Source organism: Janthinobacterium sp. PC23-8 (genome assembly GCF_002250505.1).
Classification (GTDB): Bacteria; Pseudomonadota; Gammaproteobacteria; order Burkholderiales; family Burkholderiaceae_D; genus Janthinobacterium.
The window spans coordinates 3,289,704-3,306,477 of sequence record NZ_NJGY01000001.1; the positions used below are offsets into that span (position 1 = coordinate 3,289,704).

Sequence of the window (16,774 nt, forward strand, 5' to 3'; positions counted from 1 at the left end):
ATTGGCAACGGGCGGCGGCGCGGTGGGAGGCGTTGCGCATCGGCAGGATCAGCCGACGGAGTGCGCCGGCCGGATAGGCTGGCGGAAGGGGGCAAGCGCCTGAGTTCACCGGGTCTAAAATTATACGGCATCGCGCAGTTTTGGTTCTCGGCAAAAGGCCTGGCCGGCTGCGGATAGTCCATCCACGCAACACATCAGCACGCCAACGGCGGGTCATCAAACGAAAGCCACTAATAGTTGTCTTCGAGTTGTCTTTGGGAATTTTATTCAATCATAATGGTGGTACTTGTTTACAAATTCTCGCCAAAAAGTCACCGCCATGTCCCCTGCCTTGTTCACTTCGCCTGCTGCCGCGCTGCGCGCAAACGGATGCCAGCCATGAAAAACCATCTGCTTGCTGCATTGATTGCCATGTTGGCCCTGTCCGCCTGCGGCGGTGGCGGCGGCGATACCGGCACGGCGGTAGCGACCGCGCCCACGCCGGTGGCGGTGTCCGCCGTAACGGCTGTGTCGGCCAACACGGCGGCCATCGGCGCCAGCCTGACGGTAAGCGGTAGCAACCTCGACCGCGTCACGGCGTTCCAGGTCGGCGGCGTGACTGTTGCTGCCAGCGGCGTCAGCGCCACCGGCGCGACCCTGACCATGCCGGCCACGCCGGTGAGCGGCCTGCTGACGCTGGTCACCGCCAGCGGCAACGTCGCCACCAGCCAGGCCATCACGGTCTACCTGCCGTTGACGGCCGGCGAGCCTAGTCCCGCCATCGGTATCGCCGGCACCGGCGTCAGCATTGCCGGCGCCGGCATGGCCAATGTCACGGCGGTGGTGTTTGCCAACGGCGCCGCAGCCACCGTGCAAAGCCAAACCGACAACAGCGTCACCTTCGCGGTGCCGGTCGGCGCCGCCAGCGGCCCGCTGACCGTGCGCGGCAAATTCAACGAAGCACAGACCAGCAGCGCCTTTACCGTCTTGCCGACCGTCAGCGTGACCTCGATCAGCACCGCCATCAGCGGCGACACTGTGATCGTCACCGTGGCCGGCAGCAACCTGGACCAGGTCACTGGCGCCACCATCGGTATGACCAGCGCCACGATCGTTGGCGCCAGCGCCACCGAACTGCGCGTTTCGGCGCCCAGCACGGCCACCGGCAACCTGCTGCTGTCGGCGCCGCCGCGCGCCGACGTCAATGCCGGCACCGTGGCCGGCTTCACCCTGGGCGCCATCGATTTTTCGCAAGTGCTGAACCTGAGCGCCAGCGATGCGGCGCTGCGCCTGACGCGTGGCAAGGCCGCCGCCGTGCGCGTGTCCGTGCTCGGCACTCTGGCCGGGCGCAGCAGCCCGACGGTGACCCTGGCGGCCAGTTCGTCGACCGGCACCAGCCTGGGCAGCCTGGTATTGACTGGCCCCGCCACCTTGCCAACGGCCAGGAACGCCTACAGCTTTGACGGCAGCTTCAGCGCCGTCTTGCCGGCCAGCTGGATCCAGCCGGGCCTGCAAGTGCGCGTGACGGCCGTCGGCAACGACGGCACGCAAGTGAGCCAGCAAGCCGTGCCGGCCGTGTCGTCGGCAGCCAGGATGCGCCTGGTGCTGGTGCCGCTCGCCACCAGCGACGGCACTTCCGTGCTGCCGGATGCGGAAGTGATCCGCGCCGCCATCGTGCGCGTCTATCCTTACGCTTCGGAAGATATCACCATCGTCAAGCGTGCGCCGTTGGCGATCTCGGGCAGCAGCTCGGTCGACAGCTGGTGGAGCGACGCCTTGCAGCAGATCGAAGCGGCGCGCCGCCAGGAAGACAGCAGCGCCTTCTATTATGGTTTTGCGTCGCAGCTGTCGGCCAGCCGCACCGCCGGCCTGGCGTATATCAGTGACCGCACCACGGGAAACTCCAGTCCGTCGGCGCTGGGCCTGGACGCCAGCGCCACCCGCACCGGCGCGATCGATGCCTTCGGCAATGCCTGGCCCGAGTGGCTGACGACGATGATCCACGAAATCGGCCATAACCATGCGCTCAAGCATGTCCCTTGCGGTTCGCCGACCGACGCCGTCACCGACTATCCGTATGCGAACGGCGATCTGGGCAGCCAGCCACTGTATAACAGCAACTATGGCGCGACCATCGGCCAGCTGGGCCAGCCTAGCTACACCAGCAACGGCAGCAGCAGGCAGATGAAGGATGTGATGGGCTACTGCAGCGGCGCCTGGTTCTCGGACTACAGCTATGCGCGCATCCAGCAATTCCTGGAGAGCTATGCCGCCCGCACCGCCCGCAGTACCTCGGTGGGCGCCAGCGTGCTGGCCGCCGACCATGGCTATCTGACCATTTCGGGCCGCATTACCACCAACGGCGTGCAATTGCATCCGGCCGTGGCCTCGGCAAGTGCCCATACCGGCAGCGCCGACAGCGGCGCCACCTACAGCCTGCGCATCCTGACGGCGTCGGGACAAACGATGAACGTGCCATTTGATACGCAGCAGCTGGCCGACAGCCGGGTTGACGTGCGCCATTTTCGCGTCAGCTTTGCCAATCCCGGCGACATCAGCGATATCGATGTGCTGGCCAATGGCAAGCTGGTTAGCAAACTTGACCGTTCGGCCCGCCGCGCCGCCGTCGCCACCGCCGCCAGCCTCTCTACCACGCAAGGTGCAGGCAAGCTGGCCTTGCACTGGAATGCCGATGCCGAGCCGTATGCCGCCGTGCTGTACGTGGCTGCCGACGGCGGCAAGACGGTGCTGGCCAGCGCCCTGACGGGCGGTAGCGCCTCGGTCGATGTCAGTGCCTTGCCCGCCGGCGGCCGTTTTGACGTGAGCCTGTCGTCGTCCGTGCGTGGCCGCATGGTCAAGGTGGCGCGTCAATAAACCCTGCATGCACTTGTAAACAGGAAAAAACAGGAAAAAACAGGAAAGGGCTTGCCGCGGCAAGCCCTTTGTGTGAAAAGCGCACAAATCCTGTGCGCGCCCGGGGCTGATGTTTTGCATGCCGGCTGCCTAGAATGGCTGTTCCTCAACCAACTGTAAGCGACGCCATGCCCATCCTCAATTTACAACTGTCCACCGCGCCTGACGCACGGCAGTCGGCTGCGATTGCCGCCACCCTGAGCCGATTGACGGCGCAATTGCTGCACAAGGCGCCCGAGCTGACCTCGGTGGCCGTGAGCCACATCGATGCCGCGCACTGGTTGGTCGGCGGGCCGTCCTTGCAACAGCAAGGCAGGACCAGTTTCTTCCTCGATGTCCTGATCAGCGACGAAACCAATACCGCCACGGAGAAGGCGCGCTATATCGCCGCCGTGCATGCGGCCATGGCGCAGGCGCTGGGGCCCTTGCATGAGGTCAGCTATATCCATGTACATGATGCGCGCCAGGCGGCCTGGGGCTATGGCGGACTGACGCAGCAGTTTCGCGCCGTGACGAAAAGCCTGCAAGCGCGCTGATCAGTCCCAGTCGCGGCCGGCATACCACTGCACCGCGAAGTCGATCAGGGCGCGCACCTTGGGCGACAGATGGCGGCCTTGCGGATACAGCGCATACAGCGTGCGCGGCGCCAGGGTGTAGCCGGGCAGCACCTGCACCAGTTCGCCGCTGGCCAGTTGCTCGCGCACGATAAAGGCCGCCGTCGTGGCAATGCCCATGCCGGCCAGGGCGGCGGTGCGCAGGGCGATGCCGGTGTTGGCGGTCAGGCTGCCGCGCACGGCAACACAGTGCGGCGCCTGGCTGGCGTCGTAAAACACCCAGCTGTCGGGTTTTTCCGCCAGGTTCAAGCCATACAGCAGGCAGTCATGGCGCAGCAGGTCCTGCGGCGTGGCGGGGGCGCTGTGGCGCGCCAGGTAGGCTGGCGAGGCGACGGCCAGCATGCGGCTGCTGGCCAGCTTGCGCGCCACCAGGGTCGAATCGGGCAGGTCGCGCGTCAGGCGCAGCGCCACGTCAAAGCCGTCGTCGATCAGGTCGACGATGCGGTCATTGCAGACCAGGTCGATCTGCAGCCGCCGATAGCGTTGCGTGAAGGCCGGCAGCCAGGCCGCCAGTTCCAGCGCGCCAAAGGCCACCGGCGCATTGATGCGCAGGCTGCCGGACGGCTGTGCCTGGTGCAGGGTGACGGCGCGGTCGGCCGCGTCGAGCGCGTCGAGGATGGTGCGGCTGGCCTGGTAGTATTCCTGGCCGGCGGCCGTCAGCGCGAAGCGCCGCGTGGTGCGGTTGAGCAATTGCGCGCCCAGCCGCTGTTCCAGCTGGCGGATCTGGCGCGACACGATGGAATGCGAAATGCCGAGCGCGGCGCCGGCCGCCGTGAAGCTGCCCAGTTCCACCACGCGGCGCAGCGCGCGCAGGGCGGCAAGCTGGTCCATGGCGCGCCGGCTCGAGGTTGGATGAATTAAACGAAACGTTTGCCGTCGAGCGGGAAGCCCTTGATGAATTCGACCGCCGGCAGGCGCTTGCCGCCCGGTTTTTGCAACTGCGTCAGGCGCAGGGCGCCGCTGCCGCAGGCCACCACGATGCCATGCTGGGCGTCGGCCGCCAGGACCTGGCCGGCCGGCTGCGGGCTGTCGGCCTCGAGCACCTCGGCGGCCCAGATCTTGATGGGCACGCCGTCGACCTGGCCGCAGGCGCCCGGAAAGGGATTGAAGGCGCGGATTTTGAGGCCCAGTTCCAGCGCGCCCTGGCTAAAGTCGAGCGCCGCTTCTTCCTTGGCGATCTTGGCCGCGTAGGTGACACCCGCTTCCGGCTGCGGTGTCGCCTGCAGCGGCGCCTGTTCCATCTTGCGCAAGGTGTCGACGATCATGCGCCCGCCCAGCGCCGCCAGCTTGTCGTGCAAGCTGGCGGTGGAGTCGCCCGCTTCGATGACCACGCGCTCGATCGCCAGCATGGGGCCGGTGTCGAGCCCTTCTTCCATCTGCATGATGGTCACGCCGGTTTCATCGTCACCGGCTTCGATGGCGCGGTGGATCGGCGCCGCACCGCGCCAGCGCGGCAGCAGCGAACCATGGATATTGATGCAGGGTCGGATGTCGAGCGTGCTGCGCGGCAAAATCAAGCCATAGGCGGCCACCACCATCACGTCATAGTCCGTGGCCAGCAGGCGCTGGTGAGCCGCCTGGGCTTCGGCCGCGCGTTGCGGGTCCCTGCTGTCCATGCGCAGCGACAAGGGCTGCAGCACCTCGATGCCATGCTGCAGCGCGTATTGCTTGACGCTCGAGGCATGCAGCTGCATGCCGCGCCCGGCAGGGCGGTCGGGCTGGGTCAGCACCAGGGGAATTTCAAAACCCGCTTCGTGCAGGTCTTTCAGGGCGGTAGCGGCAAATTCAGGCGTGCCTGCGAAGATCACTTTCATCTGGTTCCTGGTCGTGAAGTGTGCAGGCAAAGCCTGGCGGGTATGACAATGCCCGCCAGTTTACCAGTTACTGCTTCAGAAACGGCGATTTTGCGCGCGCAGGCTGGCTTCACGTTCGAGACCGCGGATTTCCTTGACCATCTTGGTCTTGATGCGGTTGCGCTTCAGGGGCGACAGGTATTCGACGAAGACCTTGCCCAGCAGGTGATCCATTTCATGCTGGATGCACACGCCCAAGAGGCCTTCGGCTTCCAGTTCGAAGGGCTTGCCATGGCGGTCGAGCGCGCGCACCTTGATGCGGGCCGGGCGCTCGACGCCGTCGTACACGCCGGGCACCGACAAACAACCTTCGTCGTAGACCTGCTTGTCTTCGCTGGCCCAGGTGATTTCCGGGTTGATGAACACTTGCAGCTGGTTCTTTTCTTCGGTGATGTCGATCACCATCATCTGGATGTGCTGGTCGACTTGCGACGCCGCCAGGCCCACGCCGGGCGCGTCGTACATGGTTTCGGCCATGTCGTCGATCAGGGTCTGCAACTTGGTGCCAAACTCGGTGACCGGCTTGGCGACGGTGTGCAGGCGCGGATCGGGGTAACGCAGGATATTTAAGATGGACATACGAATTGGGCTGTTTGGCTGGTTGAATTAGCTGGGCACATGAAGGCTGTGCGCGGCGTTGGGTCGCCGGTGGTTTTACGCTGATCGAAGGAGAAATTTTATCACAGACACCGGCTTCGCTGTGGCGGCGGCCTGTTTTTACAGCTGCGTGGCGTGCCCTGCACGGAGATTGCGCCGGTCGGCATCGCGGCGCTGGCAGGGCGCTACCATGGAAGACCGGGAACCACGCGCGGCGAGCGAGAATGTGATGCATACAACTACGGTGATCGAAGACGGGCCGGGCGAACTGGCGTCCTGGCTGCGTTTGCAACTGCTGCCCGGCGTGGGCCCGGTGGCCGCGCGCGCCTTGCTGGCCCGCTTCGGCTTGCCGCCGCAGATCTTTGCCGCCTCGTTCGAGGCGCTGCGCGAAGTGGTCCCGGCCGGCGTGGCGCGCGCCATCTTGCAGCCACCGGGCGCGCTCGCCAACAGCCGGCTGGAGCTGACCCTGCAATGGTTGCAGCGGCCCGGCAACGCCGTGCTGACCCTGGCCGACGACGCCTATCCTTTGCTGCTGCTGGAAATTGCCGATCCGCCGCTGCTGTTGTATGTACGCGGCCGCGTGCAACTGCTGTCGCGCCCTGGTGTGGCCGTGATCGGCAGCCGCAATGCCAGCACGCAAGGCATGCGCAATGCGGCCGCGTTTGCCGAAGCGCTGAGCCAGGCGGGCGTGACCATCGTCTCCGGGCTGGCGCTGGGCATCGACACGCACGCGCACGAAGGCGGCTTGCGCGGCGAGGGCAGTACGGTGGCGGTGATCGGCACGGGCGCCGATCTGGTCTATCCGCGACGCAACCTTGAGCTGGCGAACAGGATCGCCGCGCAGGGCTGCATCGTCAGCGAATATGCGCTGGGCTTGCCCGCCATGCCAGGCAATTTTCCGCGCCGCAATCGCCTGATCAGCGGCCTGGCGCGCGGCGTGCTGGTGATCGAGGCGGCGGCGCAGTCCGGCTCATTGATCACGGCGCGCCTGGCCGGCGAATACGGGCGCGATGTGTACGCCTTGCCGGGGTCAATCCACTCCACCCTGGCCAAGGGCTGCCATGCGCTGATCAAGCAGGGCGCCAAGCTGGTCGAGTCGGTTGACGATGTGCTGCAGGAATTGCGGTGGACTGGTGGCGCTGGTGCGGCGGCGCCGATACGGCGACCTGTGCCGGAACAGGCCGGGCCGGCAAGTGCCTTGCTGGCGGTACTCGGTTACGATCCTTGCGATGCCGACACCATTGCCGCGCGCAGCCGCCTGGCGATACCGGCGCTGATGGGCGAACTGCTGGCGCTGGAACTGGCGGGGCTGGTGGAGCGCTTGCCGGGAGGATTGTTTCAACGCTGCAAATGACAGCTTGTCACTTGTGTGGCGGCCTTGCCGCACGGCGCCGCTTTGTCCGCTGGCGCACTTGTGCCGCAGCGAGCTTAGCTGATAGAGTAGAGTCATGTTCGATATCCTGGTTTATCTCTACGAGACTTATTATCGCCCCGACGCCTGCCCCGAGCCGGCGGCGCTGGCGCGCAAGCTGTCGGCCGTCGGTTTTGACGACGTGGAGATTTCCGAAGCGCTGGTCTGGCTGACGGATTTGAACGCGATGGCCGGCGCCGAGCAAGTCCTGACGGCCAGTTCCACCGGCACGCGCTACTATGTGCAGCAAGAAACCGACGTGCTGGGCACGGCCGCCATCGGCTTTATCCAGTTCCTGGAAAGCGCCAAGGTGCTCTCGCCGCTGCAGCGCGAAATCGTCATCGAACGGGCGCTGGCCCTCGATGAAACACCGGTCACCCTGGGCAAGCTGAAAGTCATCGTGCTGATGCTGCTGTGGAGCCAGGGCAAAGAACCGGACGCGCTGATGTTCGACGACCTGTTCGGCTCCGACGAAGAATTATCGCCCCGCCTGCTACACTAAGCGAGGCGGACCGGCCCATGCGCGCCGCCCGCCGCTTTTTGCCCGCCATTCACCCAGCCAGCCGATAGACTTTGCTCCAGCGCATTGTTGTCTTTGGATAACTTGCGGTTTTCCGTCATCGGCGCTTATCATTGGCCGCTTGACAAGGCCACCAATGATCTGGCGCCGCGCAGACAAATGCGTCGGCGCCCGGCAATGCACTGTATGATGCGCATGCTGACACTATCCCAGAGCATTTTTCGAGACTAATAAATATGACAAAAACCCTCATCATCGCCGAGAAGCCTTCTGTCGCGAACGATATCGCGAAGACGCTTGGCGGCTTTACCAAGCACGATGAGTACTTTGAATCGGACGAATACGTCCTGTCGTCGGCGGTTGGCCACCTGCTGGAAATCGCCGTGCCGGAAGAATTCGACGTCAAGCGCGGCAAATGGAGTTTCGCGCACCTGCCGATGATTCCACCGTATTTCGCGCTGAACCCGATCGCCAAGACGGAAGCGCGCCTCAAAGTATTGAACAAGCTGATCAAGCGCAAAGATGTCACCACCCTCATCAACGCCTGCGATGCCGGGCGCGAAGGCGAGCTGATTTTCCGCCTGATCGCGCAGAACGCGAAAGCCAAGCAACCGGTCAAGCGCCTGTGGCTGCAGTCGATGACGCCGGGCGCCATCCGCGACGGTTTTGCCCACCTGCGTACCGATGAAGAGATGCTGCCGTTGGCCGATGCGGCGCGTTGCCGCTCTGAAGCGGACTGGCTGATCGGCATCAACGGCACCCGCGCCATGACGGCGTTCAACTCGAAAGAGGGCGGCTTTTACCTGACCACCGTGGGCCGCGTGCAAACGCCGACCCTGTCGATCGTGGTCGAACGCGAAGACAAGATCAAGAAATTCGTGCCGCGCGACTTCTGGGAAGTGCGCGCCGAATTCGTCTGCGCGGCCGGCATCTATGAAGGCCGCTGGCTCGACACCAAGTTCAAGAAAGACGAGAACGATCCTGAAAAGCGCGCCGAGCGCCTGTGGAGCAAGGCCGCTGCCGACTCGATCGCCACTGCCTGCCGCGGCCGCCAGGGCACCGTCACGGAAGAGTCGAAACCGACCACCTCGATGGCGCCGGGCCTGTTCGACCTGACCAGCTTGCAGCGCGAAGCGAACTCGCGTTTCGGTTTTTCCGCCAAGAACACCCTCGGCCTGGCCCAGGCGCTGTACGAAAAGCACAAGGTGCTGACGTATCCGCGTACCGATTCGCGCCACCTGCCGGAAGACTATATGCCGACCGTGCTGCAGGCGCTGGAAACGGTCAAGGAAAACAGCAACTACCACCAGTTCGCCAAGCAGATCATCGACAAGGGCTGGGTCAAGCCGAACAAGCGCATCTTCGACAACACCAAGATCTCGGATCACTTCGCCATTATTCCGACGACGATTGCACCGAAGAATTTGTCCGAGCCGGAACAGAAACTGTACGACCTGGTCACGCGCCGCTTCATGGCCGTGTTCTTCCCGCCTGCCGAATTCCAGGTCACTACGCGCTATACGGAAGTGTCCGGCCATCAGTTCAAGACGGAAGGCAAGGTCATGACCAATCCGGGCTGGCTGGCCATCTACGGCAAGGAAGCGTCGACCGACGCCGACAAGGAAAGCAATGGCAACGGCAATCTGGTGCCGGTCGCCAAGGGCGAAAAAGTGCAGACCGAAAGCGTCAGCGCCAACGGCCTGGTGACCAAGCCGCCAGCGCGCTACACCGAGGCCACCTTGCTGTCGGCGATGGAAGGCGCGGGCAAGCTGATCGACGACGACGAGCTGCGCGACGCCATGGCCGGCAAGGGTCTCGGTACGCCAGCGACGCGCGCGGCCACCATCGAGGGCCTGCTGACGGAACGCTATCTGCTGCGCGAAGGGCGCGAGCTGATGCCGACCGCCAAGGCATCGCAATTGATGACCTTGCTCAAAGGCCTGGGCGTCAATGAACTGACGGCGCCGGAGCTGACGGGCGAGTGGGAATACAAGCTGTCGCAGATGGAAAAAGGCAAGATCTCGCGCGATGAATTCATGCGTGAAATCGCGCAGATGACGCAAATTATCGTCAAGCGCGCCAAGGAATACGACAACGACACCATACCCGGCGAATACGCCACCTTGACCACGCCGTGCCCGAATTGCGGCAGCGTGGTCAAGGAAAACTACCGCCGTTTCGCCTGCACCAAGTGCGACTTTTCGATGAGCAAGACACCCGGTTCGCGCCAGTTCGAAATTGCGGAAGTGGAGCAATTGCTGAAGGAACGCACCATCGGCCCGCTGCAAGGTTTCCGCTCGAAAATGGGTCGTCCGTTTGCCGCGATTTTACGCATCGTGCGCGATGAAGAGATCAAGAATTTCAAGCTGGAATTCGATTTCGGCCAGAACGACGAGAGCGAAGACGGCGAAGGTGTCGATTTCACGGGCCAGACGGCGCTGGGACCTTGTCCCAAGTGCAATGGTGGCGTGTATGAAATGGGCCTGGCCTATGTGTGCGAACACAGCGTGGCCAAACCCAAGACGTGCGACTTCCGCAGCGGCCGCATCATCTTGCAGCAGGAAATCTTGCCGGAACAAATGGCAAAACTGCTCAATGACGGCAAGACCGATCTGCTGCCCGGCTTTGTTTCGCAGCGCACGCGCCGTCCGTTCAAGGCCTTCCTGGTACGCGGCAAGGATGGCAAGGTGAGCTTCGAGTTTGAAGAGCGCAAGGCCAAGCCGGGCGCCAAGGTGCCAGCCAAGGGCAAGGCGGCCGCTGCCGAGGTCGAGGGCGAAGAAGGCGCGGCGCCAGCGGAAAAAGCCGCCGTCAAGAAGGCGCCGGCGAAAAAAGCGGCGGCGGTGAAAAAGCCGGCGGCGAAAAAAGCTCCGGCGAAAAAGGCCGCAGCGAAAAAGGCCGCAGCGGCCGAGTAAGCAAGTCGCCGTAAAAACCCAAAAAGCCAGGGCATGCCCTGGCTTTTTGACGTTCACAGCGTGGTGGTCATCAGTCGAGGTAATCCGAATACTCGCGCTGCGCATAGTTGCGCACATTGGTCCACGGCTGTGCCTTCGAGACGCTGGCCTGCTGCCTGACGTCGACGCGGCGGTAAAAGGTGTTGGCGCGGTCGCCGCTTTCGATCATCAGGGGAATCTGCTTTTGCTCATCCCATAGCACGCGCTGGAACACGCCATTCTTTTCCGCTTCGCGCCAGCGCGCGCCGGCTACTTTCGAGACCTGTTTCGACAGCGGCATGGCGGCCACCAGTTTCGGGTCGAGCAGGTAAAAACTGTTTTCCCAGGAGCCGTCGAAATTGACGTTGTCGTATTCGGACTTCGGGATGCTGACCACCACCTTGTCGTGTGCGTCGATATATTCCACGCGCACGGTGTTTTTCTCCAGCATCACATGGCGCGGTATCACCACCGGGTTGAAATGCTTGTGCTCGTGCTGGGCTTCTTTCAGGGCCACCTTCTTGTTGTGGCCGTCGTGGTCGGCGTGGGTGTCAGGCGACGGCGCCAGCACGCGCGCGACCCACACGTGGCCGGGGCGGCGCAGCATGGTTTCTTCGTAGCGGCTTTCGCGCGTCACGCCCTCGGGTGTCAGCACGCGGCTGTAGTAGGTGATGGACAGGTCCAGGTCGGCCGGTGCCGGGGCGGCGGCGTGGGTGGTGCTGGCAAAACCGGCGGCCAGCAGGGCGGCGATCAGGGTCGATTTCATGGATTACCTTCTATGTGCAAGGGGGCGGACGACACCGCGTGCCGTCCGCCCCTGATTTACAACGGTTTCAATGTGATTACAGGCCCAGCGCCGTCTTCAGCAGCTCGAACACCCTGGTGTTGTCGATGGTGCCCTTGAAGGTCTTGGCGCCGGCGCCGGTGGCCAGCAGCTTGACGTCGCCGCCGCCGTGGGTTTCGCTGGCCAGGCGCACGCCTGTTTCCTGCAGGTAGTTATCGGCCAACGCGGCGGCGCTGTCGACATTGGTGCGCAGGGCAGGGCGGTTCGGGCCGTTACCGAACACCAGGGTGGTATAGGTATTGCCGTCGGCATCCTTGCTCGGCAGGTTGTCGCGGTAGCCGCGGTTGATGTCGAGGATAGGATTGCCGCGCTTGCCGTAGCCGTTGAAGGCCATCGTGTGGTCATGGTCGGCCGTGACGATGATCAGGGTATTTTCCAGTTTTGGATCGGTTTCCCTGATCTTGTCGATGGCGGCCTTGATGGCGTCGTCAAAGGCGATGGTGTCGCTCAGTGCGCGCTTGGCGTTGATGCCGTGCAGGGCGTGATCGATGCGGCCGCCTTCGACCATCAGGAAATAGCCATTGCTGTTTTGCGACAGCATGGAGATTGCCTTCAAGGTCATTTCCGACAGGCTGGGCTGGGTCGCGCCTTCGCCCAGCGGGGTGGCGGCGGTGCGGTCCAGTTCATACTCCAGGTGGCTGCGCGTGCTGTACAGGCCAATGAACTTCTTGTTGTTTGGTGCGGCCGCCATTTCCGTCTTGTTGGCTGCCACCGTGTAACCTTTGGCGGCAAACTCGGTCAACAGGTTGCGGCCATCGACGCGGCCGAATTTGTTGGTGCTGGAATACGGCGTGTAATGGTTGCGCCCGCCACCCATCAGCACATCGACGCCATCGCCCAGGGCCGCGTTGTAGCCGGCGCCGCCGGGTACGCTTTGCGCGGCGATCGCATACTGCGCATTGCGGTTGCAGATATGCGAGTAGGTGGTGGCCGGCGTGGCGTGCGTCAGTTCGGTGGTGGTGATGGCGCCGACGGCCTTGCCCTTGGCTTTCGCCAGTTCCAGGATGGTCGGCACGCTCTTGCCGCCGGCCGGGCAGTTGTCCACGCCCAGATTGCCGTTGGCGTCGCGGCCCGGCTCCTTGGCGATGGTGTCCTGCGCCATCGAGATGACTTCATTGTTCATCTTGACGCCGGTCATGTAGGCGGCCATTGACGGTGCGCTGTCGGTGGTTTGCGCGTCGTTCGAGTACGTCTTGATGCGCGCCGTGCGTTCCAGCGTGTCCATGTTCAGGCTGCCGTTTTCGCCGTATTTGAAGATGCGCGAGGCGGTGACGACGGAAGGGCCCATGCCGTCGCCGAGGAAGAAGATGACGTTCTTGGCGTCAGCGGCCTGGACGTTGGTGACGCTGGCGGCGACCAGCGCGCCCAGCAGGGACAGTTTCAGGGCAGGTTTCATTGCGAGTTTCATATTTATCCAGTTCGTGTGTCTTGGGGTCAAGTCCGGGGATTACAGACCGCCGGCGCTCTTGACCAGGCCGAATACTTTGGTGTTGTCGATGGTGCCGAGGAAGGTCTCGGCGCCCATGCCGATGGCGCCCAGGAACACGTCGGTGCCGCCGTGGGTTTCGCTGCCAACGGCCGTGCGGATCACCGCTTCCTGGTGGTATTCGTTAGCGCTGGTGACGGTTTCATCAAGGCTGGCCATGGCGGCGCGGCTAGCTTGCGTGCGTTTTTCGCCATTGCCGAAGCCGATGATGGAATACGGTGCGCCGTCCAGGTCTTTCTCGACCGCACCCGTGACATAGTTCTTCACCACGCCCAGCACGCCCGGATTGCCGGCGGCTGTCTTGCCGGTGCGCTTGGCGTAGCCATTGAGCACCAGCGTGTGGTCATGGTCGGCCGTGACGACGATCAGGGTGTTGGCCAGAGTCGGGTCGGTCAGCTTGGCCTTGTCGATGGCGGCCTTGACGGCGCTGTCAAAAGCGACGGTGTCCTGCAGCGCTTTTTTGGCCGTGGTTTCATGCAGCGCATGGTCGATGCGGCCGCCCTCGACCATCAGGAAATAGCCCTTCTTGTTTTTGGCCAGCACGTCCATCGCCTTGGTGGTCATTTCCGCCAGGCTCGGTTCTTTCGCCGCGTCGCGGTCCAGGTCATACGCCATATGGCTGCTGGTAAACACGCCGAACAGACGGTCGGTCTTGCTGGCGTCCACTGCCTTGAAGTCGGCGCCGGTGTTGGCAACGGTATAGTTTTTCGCTTTCAGCTCGGCCACCAGGTCGCGCCCGTCGGAACGCTTGCCGCCATCCTTGACCGGCTTGAAGAACTGCGCGCCGCCGCCCAGCACCACCTCCAGGCCCGTCGTGCCCAGGGCGCTGTTGTAGCCGGTGCCGCCCGGCACCAGAGCTGCGGCGATATCGTTTTCCAGGTCGCGGTGGCAGATATGGGCGTAGGTCGCCGCCGGCGTGGCGTGTGTCACGCGCGCCGTGCTGACCACGCCAGCCGCATAGCCCTTGGCCTTGGCCAGTTCCAGCAAGGTGGTGGCCGGCGTGCCGTTGCCGGTGCCGCAGTTGTTGACCAGCTTGTTGCCATTGGTGTCATTGGTCGGATCCTTGGCCACCGTGTTGGCGGACATCGAGATCACTTCATTGTTCATCTTTACGCCGGTCATGTAGGCGGCCATCGAAGGCGCGCTGTCGGTAACCTGGGCGTCGTTCGAGAATGTTTTCACGAACGCCGTTTCCGGCAGGGTATCCATGGTCAGCGAACCGTCTTCACCCACCGAATAGATGCGCGCGGCCGTCATGGTGGTGATGCCCATGCCGTCACCGAGGAAGAAGATGACATTTTTTGGTGGCGCTGCTGCCACATCGTCGTGCTTGCTGCTACTGCCGCAGGCGGCCAGCATCAAGGTGATGGCGACGCTGCAACCAGCGGCGGAAAATTTTCTGCGTGTCATGTCGGGGATCCGGCGAGGTTTAAAAGCTGACAAGATAACAAGCCATTATTACAAGCGGATGACGGATTGATACATTCGTGCAACATAGCGTAATCATTTAAAATAACTATTGAATCGATAAAATCAATTGCCTTTATATTTTATGTCCAGCTCGCTACACTGTGCTTACCAGTCAACAACGAAGGAAAGCACCATGAGCACGCCGCCGCCAGTTTCCCCCTTGAGCACCGCTTCCGGCATTCCGCTGGCCGATAACCAGAATTCCATCAGCGCCGGCCCCCGCGGCCCGTTGCTGCTGCAGGATTTTCACCTGCTTGAAAAACTCCAGCATTTCAACCGCGAGCGCATTCCCGAGCGCGTGGTGCATGCGAAAGGTTCCGGCGCCTACGGCACGTTTACCGTCACGCACGATATTTCGGCCTATACCAAGGCCAAATTGTTCAGCGAGGTAGGCAAGCAGACGGCGACGTTTGCGCGCTTTTCCACCGTTGGCGGGGAACGCGGCAGCGCCGATACGGAACGCGACCCGCGCGGCTTTGCCCTGCGCTTCTACACGGAAGAGGGCAACTGGGATCTGGTGGGTAATAACACGCCGATGTTTTTCATCAAGGACCCGATCAAGTTTCCGGACTTTGTTCATACGCAAAAGCGCGATCCGCACAGCAATCTGAAGTCGGCCGAGATGATGTTCGACTTCTGGAGCCACGCGCCGGAAAGCCTGCACCAGGTCACCATGCTGTTTTCCGACCGCGGCACGCCCGACGGCTACCGCCACATGGATGGCTTCGGCAGCCACACCTACAGCCTGATCAACGCCGAAGGCCAGCGCGTCTACGTGAAATGGCATTTCAAGACGCGCCAGGGCATCAGGAATTTGTCGGCTGCCGAGGCCGGCCGCCTGGCAGGTAGCGATCCCGACTACGCCCAGCGCGATCTGTTCGGCGCCATCGAACGCGGCGAGTTTCCGCAGTGGGAAGTCAAGCTGCAGGTGGCGACCGACGAGCAACTGGCGCAATGGGAGCAGCGCACGGGCTGGAACCCGTTCGACCTGACCAAGGTGTGGCCGCATGCGGATTTCCCGTTGTTGCCAGTCGGTATTTTTGAGCTGAACCGCAATCCGGACAATTACCACGCGGAAGTGGAGCAGGCGGCGTTTTCGCCGGCCAACGCCGTGCCGGGCATGGGCTACTCGCCCGACAAGATGCTGCAAGGCCGCTTGTTTGCCTACCACGACGCCCAACTGTACCGGGTCGGCACCAATCACCAGCATTTGCCGGTGAACGCGGCGCGCTGCCCCTTCCACAACCAGCAGCGCGACGGCGCGATGGCGGTCAACAATGGCGGTTCGGCTCGTAACTATGCGAACGTGGCCGCTGGCGGCAGCACGCCGCAGGGTCTCGGCCATGGCGAAGCGGCGCTGGCCTTGCAGGGTGGCGCGGCCCGTTATGACGGCCGTGGCGCGGAAGACGATTACAGCCAGGCTGGCAATCTGTTCCGTATTCTGACGCCAGAAGGCAAGCAGAACCTGTTCGACAACCTGGCCGGTCCCTTGAGCCAGGTGAGCGAGGCAACCCTGCAACGCCAACTGGCCCATTTCGACCAGGCCGATCCCGCCTACGGCGCCGGTGTGCGCGCCGCCTTGCAAGCCATCGCCAGCAAGGCGTAAATCATGCGCCCGTCCGGCAAGCTGTCGGACGGGCTTGATCTTGCACAAGTGCTATCAGTTATCAAATATTGCTGTATGGACATAGTTTCCATTCATGCGTAGACTAGTCGGTCTGATGATCGCGCCGCCGCTGTGGTGGCGTGCAGGCTAGAAAGTCGCGCGATATGAATATGGCAAAGTTGACCGTGCATGGGGATGACCGCACCCTGACGTCCATCCTGGAAGTACTGCCCAGCGAACCCGAGCGCCAGTGGCGCAAGGGCGAACCGAAGGGCGCGGGCCGCGTCCATCTCGATTCCGGTTTCGAAGTGCTGGTGGCCGAGGCCAGCCAGGCGCAGGTCCTGCCTTCGCGCATACGCAGCTACCTGGCCGAATGCCGCTCGCGCGGCGTGAGTTTCAGCATGCCGCGCATCGTCGCCGAGCTGCAATTCCAGCTCGGTGCCGTGGCGTCGCCGGCAACGGCGAGCGCGCCGCTGGACCTGCCGCTGGGCGACCTGGCCGTGTTCAGCGAGATGGGCATCAGCCTGAGCGTGGCCGCCCGCGCTTGAGCG

13 protein-coding genes are annotated in these 16,774 nt (G+C 63.2%); 7 read left to right on the forward strand and 6 right to left on the reverse strand.

Features of this window, described 5'->3' with window-relative positions:
* The first annotated feature begins 378 nt into the window (after nt 1-378).
* Complete coding sequence (locus CD932_RS14200; RefSeq protein WP_094443190.1) at nt 379-2,853, forward strand: zinc-dependent metalloprotease family protein; 2,475 nt, start codon at nt 379-381, stop codon at nt 2,851-2,853.
* Between the two features lie 167 nt (nt 2,854-3,020).
* Nucleotides 3,021-3,428 carry a 4-oxalocrotonate tautomerase family protein gene (locus CD932_RS14205; protein ID WP_094443191.1) on the forward strand — a complete coding sequence of 136 codons (408 nt, stop codon included), beginning with the start codon at nt 3,021-3,023 and terminating at the stop codon, nt 3,426-3,428.
* On the opposite strand, the gene CD932_RS14210 is transcribed toward CD932_RS14205, so the two are convergent.
* The 3 genes from CD932_RS14210 to def all read right to left on the reverse strand — a co-directional run bounded on the left by CD932_RS14210 (nt 3,429) and on the right by def (nt 5,938).
* The gene (locus CD932_RS14210) at nt 3,429-4,337 is read right to left on the reverse strand and encodes a LysR family transcriptional regulator (RefSeq protein WP_094443192.1); all 909 of its coding nucleotides are present in this window, start codon (nt 4,335-4,337) and stop codon (nt 3,429-3,431) included.
* Between the two features lie 26 nt (nt 4,338-4,363).
* Nucleotides 4,364-5,320 (reverse strand): methionyl-tRNA formyltransferase, encoded by a 957-nt coding sequence (gene fmt / locus CD932_RS14215; RefSeq protein WP_094443193.1) that lies wholly within the window; start codon nt 5,318-5,320, stop codon nt 4,364-4,366.
* Between the two features lie 75 nt (nt 5,321-5,395).
* Nucleotides 5,396-5,938, reverse strand: coding sequence for a peptide deformylase (def, locus tag CD932_RS14220; protein WP_094443194.1), 543 nt, complete (start codon nt 5,936-5,938; stop codon nt 5,396-5,398).
* Nucleotides 5,939-6,185: 247 nt separating this feature from the next.
* Between def and dprA the strand changes: the two genes are divergently transcribed.
* From dprA to CD932_RS14235, 3 genes are all read left to right on the forward strand, one after another.
* Complete coding sequence (gene dprA, locus CD932_RS14225; protein ID WP_094443645.1) at nt 6,186-7,310, forward strand: DNA-processing protein DprA; 1,125 nt, start codon at nt 6,186-6,188, stop codon at nt 7,308-7,310.
* A 94-nt stretch (nt 7,311-7,404) separates the two neighbouring features.
* Entirely contained in the window at nt 7,405-7,869 is a 465-nt protein-coding gene (locus tag CD932_RS14230; protein ID WP_094443195.1) for a DUF494 family protein, read from the forward strand.
* 254 nt (nt 7,870-8,123) lie between these two features.
* Nucleotides 8,124-10,799 (forward strand): DNA topoisomerase III, encoded by a 2,676-nt coding sequence (locus CD932_RS14235; protein ID WP_094443196.1) that lies wholly within the window; start codon nt 8,124-8,126, stop codon nt 10,797-10,799.
* A 70-nt stretch (nt 10,800-10,869) separates the two neighbouring features.
* Here the strand turns inward: CD932_RS14235 and CD932_RS14240 are convergent, their stop codons facing one another.
* The 3 genes from CD932_RS14240 to CD932_RS14250 all read right to left on the reverse strand — a co-directional run bounded on the left by CD932_RS14240 (nt 10,870) and on the right by CD932_RS14250 (nt 14,506).
* Nucleotides 10,870-11,583, reverse strand: coding sequence for a hypothetical protein (locus tag CD932_RS14240; RefSeq protein WP_094443197.1), 714 nt, complete (start codon nt 11,581-11,583; stop codon nt 10,870-10,872).
* A 76-nt stretch (nt 11,584-11,659) separates the two neighbouring features.
* Nucleotides 11,660-13,069, reverse strand: a complete 1,410-nt coding sequence (locus tag CD932_RS14245; RefSeq protein WP_094443198.1) for an alkaline phosphatase — start codon at nt 13,067-13,069, stop codon at nt 11,660-11,662.
* 39 nt (nt 13,070-13,108) lie between these two features.
* Nucleotides 13,109-14,506: an alkaline phosphatase gene (locus CD932_RS14250; RefSeq protein ID WP_254926618.1), complete on the reverse strand. Its 1,398-nt coding sequence runs from the start codon at nt 14,504-14,506 to the stop codon at nt 13,109-13,111.
* Between the two features lie 244 nt (nt 14,507-14,750).
* Here CD932_RS14250 and CD932_RS14255 point away from each other — a divergent pair, with 244 nt between their 5' ends.
* Nucleotides 14,751-16,223 (forward strand): catalase, encoded by a 1,473-nt coding sequence (locus CD932_RS14255; protein WP_094443200.1) that lies wholly within the window; start codon nt 14,751-14,753, stop codon nt 16,221-16,223.
* Nucleotides 16,224-16,393: 170 nt separating this feature from the next.
* Nucleotides 16,394-16,771, forward strand: coding sequence for a hypothetical protein (locus tag CD932_RS14260; RefSeq protein ID WP_141213250.1), 378 nt, complete (start codon nt 16,394-16,396; stop codon nt 16,769-16,771).
* Nucleotides 16,772-16,774: the final 3 nt, after the last annotated feature.

Bases quoted from the DNA above. Each gene is read 5' to 3' on its own strand.
- CD932_RS14200 (WP_094443190.1), top strand. From the start codon at position 379: ATGAAAAACCATCTGCTTGCTGCATTGATTGCCATGTTGGCCCTGTCC.
- CD932_RS14205 (WP_094443191.1), top strand. From the start codon at position 3,021: ATGCCCATCCTCAATTTACAACTGTCCACCGCGCCTGACGCACGGCAG.
- CD932_RS14210 (WP_094443192.1), bottom strand. From the start codon at position 4,337: ATGGACCAGCTTGCCGCCCTGCGCGCGCTGCGCCGCGTGGTGGAACTG.
- fmt (WP_094443193.1), bottom strand. From the start codon at position 5,320: ATGAAAGTGATCTTCGCAGGCACGCCTGAATTTGCCGCTACCGCCCTG.
- def (WP_094443194.1), bottom strand. From the start codon at position 5,938: ATGTCCATCTTAAATATCCTGCGTTACCCCGATCCGCGCCTGCACACC.
- dprA (WP_094443645.1), top strand. From the start codon at position 6,186: ATGCATACAACTACGGTGATCGAAGACGGGCCGGGCGAACTGGCGTCC.
- CD932_RS14230 (WP_094443195.1), top strand. From the start codon at position 7,405: ATGTTCGATATCCTGGTTTATCTCTACGAGACTTATTATCGCCCCGAC.
- CD932_RS14235 (WP_094443196.1), top strand. From the start codon at position 8,124: ATGACAAAAACCCTCATCATCGCCGAGAAGCCTTCTGTCGCGAACGAT.
- CD932_RS14240 (WP_094443197.1), bottom strand. From the start codon at position 11,583: ATGAAATCGACCCTGATCGCCGCCCTGCTGGCCGCCGGTTTTGCCAGC.
- CD932_RS14245 (WP_094443198.1), bottom strand. From the start codon at position 13,069: ATGAAACTCGCAATGAAACCTGCCCTGAAACTGTCCCTGCTGGGCGCG.
- CD932_RS14250 (WP_254926618.1), bottom strand. From the start codon at position 14,506: ATGCTGGCCGCCTGCGGCAGTAGCAGCAAGCACGACGATGTGGCAGCA.
- CD932_RS14255 (WP_094443200.1), top strand. From the start codon at position 14,751: ATGAGCACGCCGCCGCCAGTTTCCCCCTTGAGCACCGCTTCCGGCATT.
- CD932_RS14260 (WP_141213250.1), top strand. From the start codon at position 16,394: ATGGCAAAGTTGACCGTGCATGGGGATGACCGCACCCTGACGTCCATC.